Annotated in this window: 13 protein-coding genes and 1 pseudogene; 5 read left to right on the top strand and 9 right to left on the bottom strand. The window is 62.6% G+C overall.

Features of this window, described 5'->3' with window-relative positions:
• Positions 1 to 60: 60 nt before the first annotated feature.
• The 9 genes from ACTG4J_RS10885 to ACTG4J_RS10845 form a co-directional block, all read right to left on the bottom strand.
• Entirely contained in the window at positions 61 to 783 is a 723-nt protein-coding gene (locus tag ACTG4J_RS10885; protein WP_439139456.1) for an alanyl-tRNA editing protein, read from the bottom strand.
• Positions 780 to 3,182, bottom strand: a complete 2,403-nt coding sequence (locus tag ACTG4J_RS10880) for a DUF3772 domain-containing protein (protein WP_439139454.1) — start codon at positions 3,180 to 3,182, stop codon at positions 780 to 782. Before ACTG4J_RS10880 ends, ACTG4J_RS10885 begins: the two co-directional genes overlap by 4 nt.
• Positions 3,182 to 4,213: a cysteine synthase A gene (locus ACTG4J_RS10875; RefSeq protein WP_439139452.1), complete on the bottom strand. Its 1,032-nt coding sequence runs from the start codon at positions 4,211 to 4,213 to the stop codon at positions 3,182 to 3,184. The genes ACTG4J_RS10880 and ACTG4J_RS10875 overlap by 1 nt, the downstream gene beginning before the upstream one ends.
• Positions 4,214 to 4,276: 63 nt before the next feature.
• Positions 4,277 to 5,407 carry a gamma-glutamylcyclotransferase gene (locus tag ACTG4J_RS10870; RefSeq protein WP_439139451.1) on the bottom strand — a complete coding sequence of 377 codons (1,131 nt, stop codon included), beginning with the start codon at positions 5,405 to 5,407 and terminating at the stop codon, positions 4,277 to 4,279.
• A gap of 22 nt (positions 5,408 to 5,429) precedes the next feature.
• Positions 5,430 to 5,915 carry a TrgA family protein gene (locus ACTG4J_RS10865; RefSeq protein WP_439139450.1) on the bottom strand — a complete coding sequence of 162 codons (486 nt, stop codon included), beginning with the start codon at positions 5,913 to 5,915 and terminating at the stop codon, positions 5,430 to 5,432.
• Positions 5,916 to 5,960: 45 nt separating this feature from the next.
• Entirely contained in the window at positions 5,961 to 7,172 is a 1,212-nt protein-coding gene (locus ACTG4J_RS10860) for a class I SAM-dependent methyltransferase (protein WP_439139449.1), read from the bottom strand.
• Positions 7,173 to 7,245: 73 nt separating this feature from the next.
• On the bottom strand, positions 7,246 to 8,691 hold the full coding sequence (locus tag ACTG4J_RS10855; protein WP_439139448.1) for a cryptochrome/photolyase family protein: 1,446 nt from the start codon (positions 8,689 to 8,691) through the stop codon (positions 7,246 to 7,248).
• Positions 8,692 to 8,809: 118 nt separating this feature from the next.
• A complete protein-coding gene (locus ACTG4J_RS10850) occupies positions 8,810 to 9,973 on the bottom strand; it encodes a Ppx/GppA phosphatase family protein (RefSeq protein ID WP_439139447.1) in 1,164 nt (387 codons plus the stop codon).
• A gap of 110 nt (positions 9,974 to 10,083) precedes the next feature.
• A complete protein-coding gene (locus tag ACTG4J_RS10845) occupies positions 10,084 to 10,263 on the bottom strand; it encodes a hypothetical protein (protein WP_439139446.1) in 180 nt (59 codons plus the stop codon).
• On the opposite strand from ACTG4J_RS10845, the gene ACTG4J_RS10840 reads away from it, so the two are divergent.
• The 5 genes and pseudogenes from ACTG4J_RS10840 to ACTG4J_RS10820 all read left to right on the top strand — a co-directional run.
• Positions 10,262 to 10,579, top strand: a complete 318-nt coding sequence (locus ACTG4J_RS10840) for a virulence factor (protein ID WP_439139445.1) — start codon at positions 10,262 to 10,264, stop codon at positions 10,577 to 10,579. The two genes, ACTG4J_RS10845 and ACTG4J_RS10840, sit on opposite strands and share 2 nt — an antisense overlap.
• 28 nt (positions 10,580 to 10,607) lie before the next feature.
• Positions 10,608 to 11,528, top strand: coding sequence for a methylenetetrahydrofolate reductase (locus ACTG4J_RS10835; protein WP_439139443.1), 921 nt, complete (start codon positions 10,608 to 10,610; stop codon positions 11,526 to 11,528).
• A gap of 19 nt (positions 11,529 to 11,547) precedes the next feature.
• A complete protein-coding gene (locus ACTG4J_RS10830) occupies positions 11,548 to 12,618 on the top strand; it encodes a dihydropteroate synthase (RefSeq protein ID WP_439139442.1) in 1,071 nt (356 codons plus the stop codon).
• A gap of 45 nt (positions 12,619 to 12,663) precedes the next feature.
• Positions 12,664 to 12,900 (top strand): N-(5'-phosphoribosyl)anthranilate isomerase, encoded by a 237-nt coding sequence (locus ACTG4J_RS10825; RefSeq protein ID WP_439139441.1) that lies wholly within the window; start codon positions 12,664 to 12,666, stop codon positions 12,898 to 12,900.
• Positions 12,901 to 12,976: 76 nt separating this feature from the next.
• A pseudogene (locus ACTG4J_RS10820) lies at positions 12,977 to 13,983 on the top strand (ASKHA domain-containing protein); the annotation flags it as partial.

Below are 13,983 nucleotides of genomic sequence, written 5' to 3'. Positions count from 1 at the left end.
GGACAGATCGTAGCGCGGGTGTATCGACACCGCGCAGCGCACCGATCACGATCCGCACTCTTAGGCGAAGGCGATGGCAACCCGGCGGTTCTGTCGGCCCTTTTTCTCGATCTTGGCGATGACGAGCTTGCCGATCTCGGCGGTGCGCGCGACATGGGTGCCGCCGCAGGGTTGCAGATCGACCTGCGCTGCCCCTTGGCCGATCCGCACCAGCCGGATACGTCCGGCACCGCGTGGCGGTTGCACCGACATGGTCTTTACCAGTCCGGGTTGCGCATCTAGCTCGGCTTCGGTGATCCATTCTTCGGTCACCGCCAAATCGCGGGTGACCAGCGCATTCAGCCGCCCCTCGAGGATCGCACGCTCATCGGCGTCGGGCATATCGGGCATGTCGAAATCGAGCCGTCCCTTGTCATGACCGATCGCACCGCCCGTCACCGGAAACGGCAACACGACCGACAGCAGATGAAGCGCGGTATGGATGCGCATATGCCCATAACGGCGGTCCCAATCGAGCCGTTGCTCGACCTCGGCCCCGATGGGTGGAAGCGTCACGGCCTCGGCAGGCAAAAGCACGATGGACCCGCCCTCACCCTTCACGGCGGTGGCGATCGCGATGCGTTTATCGCCAAGCGAAAGCGTTCCGCTGTCGCCGGGCTGACCGCCCGCGCGCGGGTAGAAGATCGTGCGATCCAGCACGATCCCACCTTCATCGGTCAGCGCGGTGATGCGCGCGGTGGCGCTTTTGCGGTACGGGTCGGTGAGGTACAAGGGGTCGGTCATCGCTTGGCTTTGTCCTTTGGGGCGGCAGCGGGCGCCGCCGCGGCCTGTGGCGCGGCATGTAGCGCCTCGGGGTTGCGCAGCCAGATATCACGCTGGGCAAACGGAATCTCGATCCCTTCGGCCACGAAACGTTCCGCGATCCGGTGATTGATCTCGGTCTTCACATCCACCAGCTCATTCACATCGCGCAAGATCGCGCGGATACGGAAATCAAGGCTGTCGGCCCCGAAGCCCAGAAAATCGACGCCCGGTTCGGGGTATTTGGCGACGCCCGGAACCGAAGCCGCGACCTCTTCCAAGATCGCCTGCACCCGGCGCGTGTCGGTGCCATAGGCAACACCCACGGTCAGCACCGCGCGCCCGATCGTATTGCCACGCGTCCAATTGGTCACCGTTCCCGAAATCAGATCCGCATTCGGCACGATTACGTCGGTCTTGTTGAAGGTCTCGATCACCGTCGAGCGGACCGAGATCGATTTCACGATACCCATGGTCGGACCAACCTCGATCCAGTCACCTTCGGAAATCGGCCGCTCGATCAGCAAGATGATGCCCGAGACGAAATTGTTGACCACGTTTTGCAGACCGAAGCCGATACCGACCGACAAGGCACCCAAGACGACGCCGAGCGCGGTCAGGTCGATCCCCGCCGTGGTGATCGCGATCACCGCCGCCAAGGCGATCCCGACATAGCCCACACCCGCCACAACAGCGTGTCGCGCCCCGGAATCGAGCCTTGTGCGCGGCAAGACCGTGCTGCGCAGCGCCCCTTGCAACAGACGCGTGGCGATCATGCCGATGCCGAAGACCAGACCAACCGCCAGAACGATGGCCGGGGTGATCCGCGTGCCGCCCAGATCAATACCGGCAAAGAACTGGCTGATGATCTCGCTGATCTGTTCGGTCCGCATGCCCCAGATCAAGGCCAGCACCGGCAAGGCGACAAAGACCAGCAGCAGATTTACCAAGACGGGCAAGAGCGCCTGCGCGGCCTCGTCTTGGGTCTGGCCGGACGTCAGCGCGTAAAGGGCGCGGATCGGGCTTTGCAGCGCGACCAATGCGCCAAACAGCCCCAAGGTCAGCGCTGTGGGCGTCATCGCCGCTTCGGCCAAGCTAAGATACCCCGCCGCCGCAAGAATCGTGCCCATGATCGCGACCACGCGCACCGCGACAATTACCCCCAAAAGCAAACGCGCGGCAAAGCCACCGTCGCCTGCTTCCGGACCATCCCGCATTTGCAAGCGGTGCTGGCCCAGCATCGCCGCAAGCCACAAAAACGCAGCCGCAAGTCCGACATAGACAGGCAGCACAAAGACGCCACGCGCGGAAAGCGAGATCACAGCTTGCACCGAAACTGTCTCGGCCAAGCTGCCCAACCCGAAGAACAAGCCAATCAACAAGATCGCCCTGCGCAAGGATGGTCGTAGCGGCGGCGCGACACCAAAGGCCGCGCTGATCGCGTCATTGGCCGGGAAGAGCCGTCCCCCTAGCCATAGCGCCAGATAAACCGCAACCAGCCCTGAAATCGCCGCGCGCAAGAGCGCGCCACCCGCGTCACCCAACAGATCGAGTGTGCCGATCGCGGCCCCGATGATCACCAAGCCCGTGATCGGAAACAACACCTGCAAAAGCGAGATTGCAAAGGCAAAAGCCTCGCGCCCCGGGCGGGCGGTGCCGTCTTGTTGCAACAAATCTGTCCAGCGCCCCACAAAGACCCGGCTGCGCACCACCAAGAAGAGACCTGCAGCACACAGCAAGATCGCGAAAAAGGCACGGTCCCAAGGGCTTTCGCCCAAGCTTTGATAAGCCGCGATCTGCGATCTGACCTCATTGCCCAAAAGCACGAGCAAATCGGCAATGCCGGTCAAGGCAGGGGGCCAGTTGAGCGGATTGACCGGCGCAGGGTCGCGCTCGAACAGGGCACGGGCTTGGCGGTCGGCCAAGATGGCGTCGATTTCCGCGATCAAGCCATTCGCGCGGTTGAAGGCCTCATTGGCGGTGACGCGCGGCAACTGCGCTTGCGCCATCTGTTCCATCAAGGTCGCGCGCCGCTCGGCAATCGCGGCGGGAACGGCCTCGCCCTCGGCGGGTGCGGGCCCCAAGGCATCGATCTGCGCCTGCAGGGTCGCGATGCGGTCGGCATTGGCATCTTGCGCGGTCAAAAAACGCGTGCGCCAATTGACCAAAGTGACCCGCAGGTTTTCCAAAAACGCCGTCGAGGCGGTGCCAGCCGCGATCAGATTCTCGGCGCGGACCGCCTCGACATCCCATGTAGCATAGTCGATCTCGGTTGCGGTGATTGTGCCCACAGCAGGCGGGGTTTGCGCCAAGACAGGTTGCGGCGCGCCACCAAGCGCGAGAAGGCAGAAAAGCAGCGCGGTGATCAGAAAATGTTTCATCAATCTTCGAAGACCGAAGGAATATCCGCCGCCGGGCGGTCCAACCATGCAGGCACCGGCAGACCCTTTTCGCGCAAGAATTCGGGGTTGTAGAGCTTTGACTGATAACGCGTTCCATAGTCACACAAGATGGTGACGATGGTGTGGCCCGGCCCCATTTCGCGCGCCATGCGCACCGCACCGGCCAAGTTCACCCCGGATGAGCCGCCAAGGCAGATCCCCTCTTCGGCCAAGGTATCAAAGACGATGGGCAGCGCCTCGGCATCGGGGATGTTATAGGCGAAATCAGGCCGGAACCCTTCCAAATTTGCCGTGATGCGCCCTTGGCCGATTCCTTCGGTGATCGAAGAACCCTCGGCGTGCAGCGTGCCGCTGGTATAGAAATTGTAAAGCGCCGCCCCATCGGGGTCGGCCAGCCCGATCTTGACCCCCTTGGGTTGCAGCGCCATCGCCACCCCCGCCAGCGTGCCGCCCGAGCCCACGGCACAGATGAACCCATCGACCCGGCCGCCTGTCTGTTCCCAAATCTCGGGGCCGGTCATCTCGATATGGGCCTGCCGATTGGCGGTATTGTCGAACTGGTTGGCCCAGATCGCGCCATTGGGTTCGGTGCGGGCCAGCGCCTCGGCCAGTCGGCCGGAATAGCGGACGTAATTGTTGGGATTGCGATAGGGCGCGGCCGGCACTTGGATCAACTCGGCGCCGGCCAGCCGGATCATGTCCTTCTTTTCCTGGCTCTGTGTCTCGGGCATGACGATGACGGTGCGAAACCCCATCGAGGCGCCTACCAGCGCCAGACCGATCCCGGTATTTCCGGCCGTCCCCTCGACGATCGTGCCGCCCGGCCCCAACAGCCCGCGCGCCACCGCATCGCGGATGATGTGAAGCGCCGCGCGATCCTTGACCGATTGGCCGGGGTTCATGAACTCGGCCTTGCCCAAGATCTCGCATCCGGTCAATTCGCTGAGCTTGTTGAGCCGGATCAGGGGGGTATTGCCGATCGCGGCGGCAAGGTCGCTGTGGATGGTCATTCGCCGGGCTCCGCCGTTGCAATGCGCTTTGATCTGAAGGGATAGGCGCGCTGCAAGAAAACCTCAACCCGATGCGCGCAATCGCGCGCGATGGAGCTGTAGCCACTGCATGCTGATCACCAGCGGCGCATTGGCCATATCGCCCGCCTCCAGCAAGGTGCAGGCCAGATCCCAAGGCACGATATGCGACAAGATATCTTCGCCCTCGGCCAGATGCCCGGCAATGCCGGTGATGTCATCGGGCAGATCGGCAATGCCGACATAGCTGTGCAATACTTGCGCGATCCCGCCCGGGCTGGGGTAATAGCGCGCGACATGATGCAACGCGCCAAGCGTCAGCCCCGCCTCTTCCAGCGCCTCGCGCCGGGCCGAGACCTGCGGATCTTCGCCCGCGTCGATCATGCCGGCGATCGGCTCGAGCAGCCAAGGATGCGGATCTTCTTGCGCATAGGCCCCAAGGCGTAGCTGTTCGATCACCAAGATCCGGTCGCGTAACGGGTCATAGGGCAAAACCGTCACCGCATCCGAGGCGCGAAACACCGCGCGCTCCTTGTCGTCGGACATTCTCCCATCGAATTGCCGATGGCGCAGCGTGATCTCTTCTACCGCAAAGAATTTCGCATAGGCCAAATTGCGCGCGACCGGCGTGACATCGCTCCGCGGCGGGTTGGCGCCGACCAAGGCGGGACGGCGCCAATTTTGCGTACTGACCATCGCCTGCGCGCGTGAGGCGATGATGCCGAAGCGGCGACCAACCTCTGCCGGGGGAAAACGCTGCAACTGCTGCATCACCTCTTGCGCCGCGAATTCCTCGATCGCGCCCCAATCGCGTCCCCAATCGGCCAGCGACCACGCGCCATCGGTCGGCGGGATTTGCGCGGCCTCATCCGAGACGGGGCGATAGACCGAAACGCTGCGCGCCACGCCCGCAATCTCTACGCCCAAGGGAAAGCGCGCATAGCCAAAACAGGCCTCGTAGGCGTCGAGCCTTGCCGTTGCCTGCGCATCTGCATGCAGCACCAAGCCGCGAACAGATTGCCCTTTGGCCGCGACCAAGACCGGCCAGCCCGTTCCCTGCGCGCGCAGCACCGTCGCCCCAGGCAAATCAGCGGCTTGCGCCACCACGCCCAGCCCGGCCACGATTCGCCGCACCGGTTCGTGGCACAAGGTGCCGAAAACGAAGATTTCCGTCATGCCAGCCTCGCACAAGGGCGCCTTAGCGCCAGCGTCGTGCCGCAGCTTCGCAGATCAGACCGCCGAAGACACCCCCGGCCAGCAAGACGCCCCAAATCGGCATGGTCAAAGACTGCAAGAGATAGGCCACGAATTGTTCCAAGGTGGCGACGACCGCCTCGTCGAACCCATCGTAGCGAAGATTGAGCGCCCTTAGATAAACCGCACGCACCGCAAACAAGACCAAGCCCGCAAAGGCTATCTGCACAGCGCAGCGCACCCCGTAGGCAACCGCGACAGCGGGTCCGTCATCGACGCCGCGCCCGGCGACGGACCAGCCCTGCCAGAGGCCGATCAGCGCGATGGTCAGCGGGAAATAGGTCGCAGACATCCCCTCGGGCAAGGTTTGCAGCACTTGCAGCGCCGCCACCCAGCCAACGAGAAAAAACACGACCGCCCCCACCAGCCCGGCCGCGGTGGGAATGGTCTTGGATGCGTTACGCCCGGCTGTGTCTTGTTCAAAAAACATCCCGCGACACTAACGCGGAAATTTGGCCGGATTATGGCGCCGAACCTAGCTTGGCCGCGTCACCGTGATCTGGGTCACATCGGTATTGCCGAAGTGGAATGTCGCCGCACAAGAGGTCAGGTAGAAATTCCACATCCGCCGGAAGCGGTCGTCAAAGCCCAGCTGTGCGACCTCGTCCCATTTGTCGTTGAACGTATCATGCCAGCGGCGCAACGTCTGGCTGTAGCTTTCCCCGAACTCGATGGAATGGGCCACGCGCAGCCCCGCGCGCTCCACCTCGGCGCGCAGCACCTTCGGTGCGGGCAGCATGCCGCCCGGAAAGATGTATTTCTGAATGAAATCCACGCCCCGACGATAGACCTCCCAGCGGCGATCCTGCACCGTGATGATCTGCAACGTGGCACTTTTTCCAGGTTTAAGATTGTCCCGCAACGTATTGAAATAAGTTGACCAATAACGCTCACCTACGGCCTCGAACATCTCGATCGAGGCGATGCCGTCATATTGGCCCCTCTCATCGCGATAGTCTTGCAGCTTGATGGTCACCTGCTCGGACAGCCCCGCCGCAGCGATGCGTGCCACCGCGTAATCATATTGCTCACGCGAAATGGTCAGCCCCGTGACCCGCATCCCGCGCTCCTTGGCGGCATATTCCGCGAAACCGCCCCAACCGCAGCCGATCTCAAGGATATGATCGCCCGGTTTTGATCCCATTTGATCAATCATCGAGGCGTATTTCGCGATCTGCGCCGCCTCAAGGCTCTCTTGCCCCGTGGTGAACAGCGCCGAGGAATAGGTCATCGTCTCGTCCAGCCAAAGCCCGTAGAAGGCATTGCCCAGGTCATAATGATAGGAAATATTCTTGCGCGCTTGGCGTTTGGAATTGGACTGCCACCAAAAACGCAGCTTCTCGTAGTTGCGGATCAACCCCATGCCGAGAAAGCCGTCATAGACCTCTTCGTTGTCAGCATGCACCAGATCCATGAACTCCTGCAGATCGGGCGTGGACCACCAGCCATCGAGATAGGCCTCGCAAAAGCCCAGATCACCTTCGCGGATCAGCCGGGCAAAAATCTCGGGGTTATGGACATGCAAGGCTGCCACAGGCCCCGGTCCATGACCGGCGGCACGAAAAACGCGCCCATCGGGCAAAACGATATCGAGGCGCCCGTGCTGCATCTTGTTGGCGGTATCGAATACGGCTTGGAAATAGCGGGGGAGATTTTGTTCTCCCTTCGTGGTCGTTTTGACGTCCATGTGATCCTCGTCTTTGGCACGCGATTTGGGCAGAAGCCTTAAGCCAGCACAAGCCCTGATTGTATTTCGCGTCTCAGAAGCCTCTGTTTTCATAAGCATTCAACGCAATCTGTCGCCCGGACGCTGCGTCAACGATGGGGTGGGCAGGATAGGCATCGCTGCGCGCCATGGCCCAGCGGCGCGGGATCGCCTCGAAATAGCTCTCCGCTGTGCGCGGCGCGGGTACTGACAACTCGGCCACCCAAGCCCGACGATACCGGCCCAAGGGGTCGAATTTTTCGGCCTGTGTCTCGGGGTTGAAGACGCGGAAATAGGGCGTGGCATCGGGGCCAGAGCCTGCCGACCATTGCCAGCCCATCGCATTGCTGGCCGGGTCCCAATCAACAAGGCATTGCGCGAACCAATCCATCCCGATCTTCCAATGCGTCAGTAAATGCTTGGTCAGATACGAGGCCACCAGCATCCGCGCCCGGTTATGCATGCGCCCCGTCACATACATCTCGCGCATCGCGGCATCGACCACAGCCATGCCGGTGCGCCCGCGCATCCATGCCAGCACATGCGGATGATCGGGGTCGGTGTTCCAGCCGAACGCGTCCCATTCCTCGCGCCAATTGCGGGTCGTGATATGGGGGGTGTGATGGACAAGATGATAGGCGAAATCGCGCCAGATCACCTCCTTGAGAAAAGTCTCGGCCCCGGCTTTGCCCTCGGCCATCGCGCGCTGGCCGACATGCCAGCATTGGCGGGCCGAGATCTCGCCATGGGTCAGGTTTTCCGACAGGCCCGATGTGCCATTTTGGTCCAGCCGATCGCGTGCGACATCATAGCTGGCGATCGGCCCGTCGATGAAACGGGCCAGCCGGGCTGTGGCTGCCGCCTCCCCGATCTGGCAATGCGGGGCCACGATGGCCGCCCCCCGGTCCATTGCGCGCCCCATATCCCATGCGCCAAGGCTGTCCCCCGCCGGAAAGGCTACCGCGCGCGGGATCTTCGGCACCGGCAGGCATGGCGCCACCGCGCGATCACGGATGTTTTTCCAAAACGGGGTATAGACCTTGTAGAAACTGCCGGTGCCGGTTTGCGCCTGCCATGGCTCATGGACCAGGTGGCCTGCATGGCTGGTGGCGGTGATGCCAGCCTCCCGCAGCGCCGATTTGACGCCTTCGTCGCGCTTGCGGCTGTCGGGATCATAAAGCCGGTTCCAATGCACCTGCCCTGCGCCGGTCTCGGCCACAAGTGCCAGAAGCACCGCACGCGCATCCCCGCGCCGCAACACCAGATCGCTGCCCACCGCGCGCAATTGCGCGGCAAAACACTCAAGCCCCAACCCAAGCCGCCATTGCGGCGCAGCCCCCAAGCCCGCGACCACCTCGTCATGCACGAAAACCGGGATGACGGGCGCGCCCTGCGCGCAGGCGGCCACAAGCGCGGGATTGTCGGCGAGACGAAAATCCCTGCGGATCCAATAGATGACGGGTGCGGTCATTCGTTGCGGCTGCTCTTTGGTGGTTTTCATACCGCAAGCTAGGTCTCAGTCCGCCGGGTCAAGCTTCGGTTGCTTCATCTTTCGACAAATACGCATACATGATCCCGTCACCTGTGTGCGGTGCCCAGTATCGGCGCGCAGCCAGCGATCAGAACGGCCCTTCTTCCAGCACGCCATCGGCCGACATCTGCGCATAAAGAAGCCCTTCGCGCAGGCCGCGATCGGCCACGCTCAAGCGATCCGTCGGCCATGCGCGCAAAAGCGCTTGCAAGATCGCTGCCCCCGACATGATCAAGGACTGCCGATCGCGCCCGATCCGTGGATCGCGACGCCGCCCCTCGGGACCAAGCGCGAGGTATTGCTGGATCACCCTATCAATCTGGTCCGACGTCATTCGCAACCCATCGACCTTGTTGCGGTCATAACGCCTCAGCCCCAGATGCGAGGCGGCCACCGTCGTCACCGTGCCGCTTGTGCCAATGATCTGGAAGCCCTCGCGCGCCTGATCGGCGGCGTCATCATAGGGCGAAAAGGCGGCCAGCTTTTCTTCGAAAAACCAACTCATCAGTGCGAAACGCGCCCCATCATCGGCGACATCATCATACATGTCCTTGAGCGTCGCCACTCCCAGCGGGATCGAGATCCAATCGACCACGCGGGCGCGTTTGAACATGGTCTCCACATGATCGAAGCCTTGGTGCAGCCGCATGATGGCGCGTGGCCGTTCCAGCCGCGGCACCTCGGACAGGTCGATCCAGACCAATTCGGTCGAGCCGCCGCCGATATCGACGACCAAAAGCTGCTCGGTGCGCGTCGAGACCAAGGGCGCGCACGACACCACAGCCAGCCGCGCCTCTTCCTCGGGTTTGATGATTTCCAGCGCCAGCCCCGTCTCGCGCTCGACGACCGAGATGAATTCCGCCGCGTTGCTGGCACGCCTGCATGCCTCGGTCGCCACCAGCCGCATCCGGCTGACGCGGTGTTTCTCAAGCTTCCGCTGACAGATTTTCAACGCTCCGACCGCGCGCGCCATCGAGGTGCGGCTCAGCCGCCCTGATGCCTCCAGGCCTTGGCCCAGCTGCACACTTTTGGAGAAAGAATCGACCACATGCAGCTGGTTGCCCTTGGGCTGCGCGATCAGCATGCGGCACGAATTCGTTCCCAGATCGAGAGCAGCATAAAGATCGGCCGGGTCGGGCCGTGTCAGGGGCGCAAGGCGCCGTTCGACAGGCGGCTCACCCGCCACGACAAGCGGGACGACGGCCGCAGAGCTGGTGAACGGACCGGCGCCGCCTTTGCGCTTGCGCGGCATAGCGGGCCTCCGAAATCATGTGTTGCGAAGAGTGTAGCAATCGCGGCCACAGCCCACAATGACCATCACGGCGAATGGCTCATTCGGCCTGCCCAATCCGTTCAAGATGATCATGAGAATTTTGGGCTGACCTGCCCCTCGCCCCTTGGGGCCGAAGACGCTATCTGTTGCGCACCGCCGGGGTCGCTCCCGCCCCGACGAATGTCGAATTCGGCGCGTGAGTGGCCGGGCCGCTCGCCTATGGTGCGCGCCAGATAGGTCGCTTCGGCCAAGCAAAGGATGTTCTGCATGCCCAATGTCACCCATGTCTTCTGGCGCGATATTCCCGCCCAGGTCATCGTGGGCAAGGGCCGCAGCGCGACCAAGGCTGTGCTGCCCGAGCGGTTCGAACAGGCCATTGATCGTTGCGCCATGAAGATCGGCGCAAAAGACCAAGATGCCTATCTGGCCGAATGGCGCCGGATCGACGCTGGTGAGATCGCGGGCGAGCCCGGCGAGATCGCCGCCGCCGAGATCGCGCGTCTGGATGCGACCTATGATACGGATCATCTGCGCCGCCTGATCGCGGCGGATGGTTTCGCATCCAGCGACACCGGCACCGCTTAGCGGCATGCGCGCGTTTTGGGAGACAACGATGGCACTACTGAATTTTCGTAAAAAAGATGGCGCGACCGCATCCGTACCCCATTCGCTCGCGGGGATCTTGGCGGGCTACTCGATCGAGGTGATGCCGCGCACCGCCGAAAAGGTCGAGGATTTCCGGGCCCTTCTGCCTGCTGGCACACGCGTCTACATCGCCCATATCGACGGGACCCCCTTTGACGAAATGCTGGCCACCGCCAAGCGCCTGCGCGCCGAAGGCTATGAGCCGATGCCGCATTTTCCCGCCCGCACGATCCCAGATCGCGCGACGCTCGCCGATTGGATCGCGCGTTATCAGGGCGAGGCCGGTGTGACCCAAGGCTTGATCCTTGCGGGCGGCATCCCTGCTGCGCATGGCGATTTTCATTCCTCCATGCAGCTATTGGAAAGCGGGTTATTTGACGGATTCGACCGCTTGCATGTCGCCGGCCACCCCGAGGGCAACCGCGACATCGACCCCAAGGGCGGCGAGGCCGAGGTGATGGCCGCGATCAAGTGGAAACAGGATTTTGCCAATCGCTCGGATGCCAGCTTTGCCATGGCGACCCAATTCGCCTTCGAGGCCGGGCCGGTGCTGGATTGGACCGACCGGCTTGCGGCCAATGGCGTGAGCATGCCCGTGCATCTGGGCGTGGCTGGGCCTGCGAAACTTCAGACCTTGATCAAATTCGCCATCGCCTGCGGTGTCGGCGCTTCGCTTTCGGTTCTGCAAAAACGCGCGAAGGATGTGACAAAGCTGCTCTTGCCCTTCGAGCCTACGGATATCTTGAGCGATCTGGCCGCCGCGCGCGCGCAGGGTCGCGGGCAGCAGGTAGAGGCCATCCATTTCTTCCCGCTGGGCGGGATCAAGACCAATGCAAATTGGGCCATCGAACATGGCGGCGATGCCGCCCGCCCCGCGATAGCTTCCTGAGAAAGGACGAAAATCCGTTATGACCCGCACGATTATCGAGTCGAAAACCCGCACCACGATCATCGGGTTCGATCAGCCCTTTTGCGTGATCGGTGAACGCATCAACCCCACGGGCCGCAAGATCTTGAACGAGGAGCTAGAGCGCGGCGATTTTTCCCGCGTGCAGTCTGATGCCATCGCGCAGGTCGAGGCGGGCGCGACAGTGCTGGACGTCAATTCCGGCGCGGTCTTTTCCAACAAGATGGGTGAAGACCCGCGCTATGCCGACAACAATTTCGTCGAGCCGATGCTGATGCCGGAACTCATCCGCGTGGTCCAAGAGGTCACCGATTGCCCGATCTGCATCGACAGCTCGGTCCCCGGCGCGCTGGAAGCAGGGCTTGCCGCCGCCCATGGCCGCCCGCTGGTCAATTCCGTGACAGGTGAGGAAGAGCGCCTCGAAATGGTGCTGCCCTTGATCAAGAAATACAATGTCGCGGTCGTGGCCATCTCGAATGACGACACCGGCATTTCCGAAGACCCCGAGGTGCGCTTTGCCGTCGCCAAGAAGATCGTCGAGCGCGCCGCCGATTACGGTATTCCCGCCCATGACATCGTGGTCGACCCGCTGGTGATGCCCATCGGCGCGATGGGCACGGCGGGCCAACAGGTCTTTACCCTTGTGCGCCGCTTGCGCGAGGAGTTGGGCGTGAACACCACCTGCGGCGCCTCCAACATCTCCTTTGGCTTGCCCAACCGGCACGGGATCAACAACGCGTTTTTGCCCATGGCCTATGGCGCGGGTATGACGAGCGCGATCATGAACCCCGTCGCCCTGCCCATCGGCCCCAAGGCCATCGCCGCGAAAAAGGCCGAGGTCGAAGCTGCGGGAATTTTCCTACCGCCCGAGATGGATGACGAAACCTTCGTCAAGCTCTTCGGCATGGGCTCGACCAAGCCCCGCCCCGGCAAGGAGATGGAGGCGATCCGCGCCGCCAATTTCCTGATGAACCAAGATATCGGCGGGGGCGCATGGATTCGCTTCAACCAAGACCCCGACGCGGCACTGCGCGGTGGGCGCGCTGGCGGACGGCGGCGGCGCGAGGGGTGATGGCGGTTAACCGCATCTTTACCAAAACCGCAGAGCTTGGGGCGCATGACCCACATGCGCCCCGTGATCGCTTTGCCATCGGCCCCTTGGGTGGAGCAGGTGTTTTCGGCCAAGGCCGTGCGCTATGGCGGCGTGGTGCGCCGATCGCTCCATTGGGTGGAGGCCGAGGTGGGCCGCACCAATTTCGAGGACGAGGTGCGCCGCCGGGGCTGGCATCTGGTGGAATGCAACGGACAGCTTGTGGTCTTTTGCACCAAGCGCCCCATAACCATCCTGTTCTGATCCGAAAATTCGTACGAATTTTCGCACCACACGAATTTTCGTACGAAAATTCGCAAAATTTGGCCGAGTGCGCGCAATGACCCAAGACCCGCTTGTGATCTTCACCCCCTCGGGCAAGCGCGGCCGTTTTGCGGTCGGCACGCCCATCTTGACCGCCGCGCGGCAATTGGGGGTCGATCTTGATAGCGTGTGCGGCGGGCGCGGCATCTGTTCGAAATGCCAGATTGCGCCCTCTTATGGTGATTTCCCCAAACATGGGGTCACGGTTCAAGATGGTGCGCTGTCGGAATGGAACGCGGTCGAGGACCGCTACCAGCGCGTGCGCGGCCTCAAACCCGGTCGGCGGCTGGGCTGTCAGGCCACCGTTCAAGGCGACATCGTCGTCGATGTTCCCCCCGAAAGCCAGGTTCACCGCCAGGTCGTGCGCAAAGCGGCGTCCGCCCGCCATATCACGATGGATCCCGCCACGCGGCTGGTGCTGGTGGATGTGGTCGAGCCCGATATGCACGAACCCTCAGGCGATTTCGAACGCCTCCAAGATGCGCTGCGCGGGCAATGGCAGATCACGGGCGTCACAGCGCCGCTTGCCATGCTGCAAAAGCTTCAGCCCGCGCTCCGCAAGGGCAATTGGCAGGTCAGCGTCGCCTTGCACCAGCCCGCGAACAGCGAAGAATTCCAGATCGTCGGCGTTTGGCCGGGCCTGCATGAGGGTGGTCTCTATGGGCTGGCCATTGACCTTGGCTCCACGACCATCGCCGCGCATTTGTGCGATCTGTCAGATGGGCGGGTGCTGGCCTCATCAGGCCTCATGAACCCGCAGATCCGCTTTGGCGAAGACCTGATGAGCCGCGTCTCTTATGTGATGATGAACCCCGGCGGCGACCGGGAAATGACGGATGCTGTGCAACAAGCCATCGCCAATCTTGCCACCGAGATCGCAGCCGAAGGCGGGATCGACCCCGCACTCATTTTTGAGACCGTGATCGTGTGCAACCCGGTGATGCACCATCTGCTTTTGGGCATCGACCCGGTCGAATTGGGCCAAGCGCCCTTTGCGCTGGCGACCTCGGGCAGCATGACACT

The sequence above is a fragment of the Roseicyclus sp. genome, assembly GCF_965662675.1.
In the GTDB taxonomy this organism is placed as follows: domain Bacteria; phylum Pseudomonadota; class Alphaproteobacteria; order Rhodobacterales; family Rhodobacteraceae; genus Roseicyclus.
This window is presented reverse-complemented; position numbering and strand designations above follow the sequence as displayed.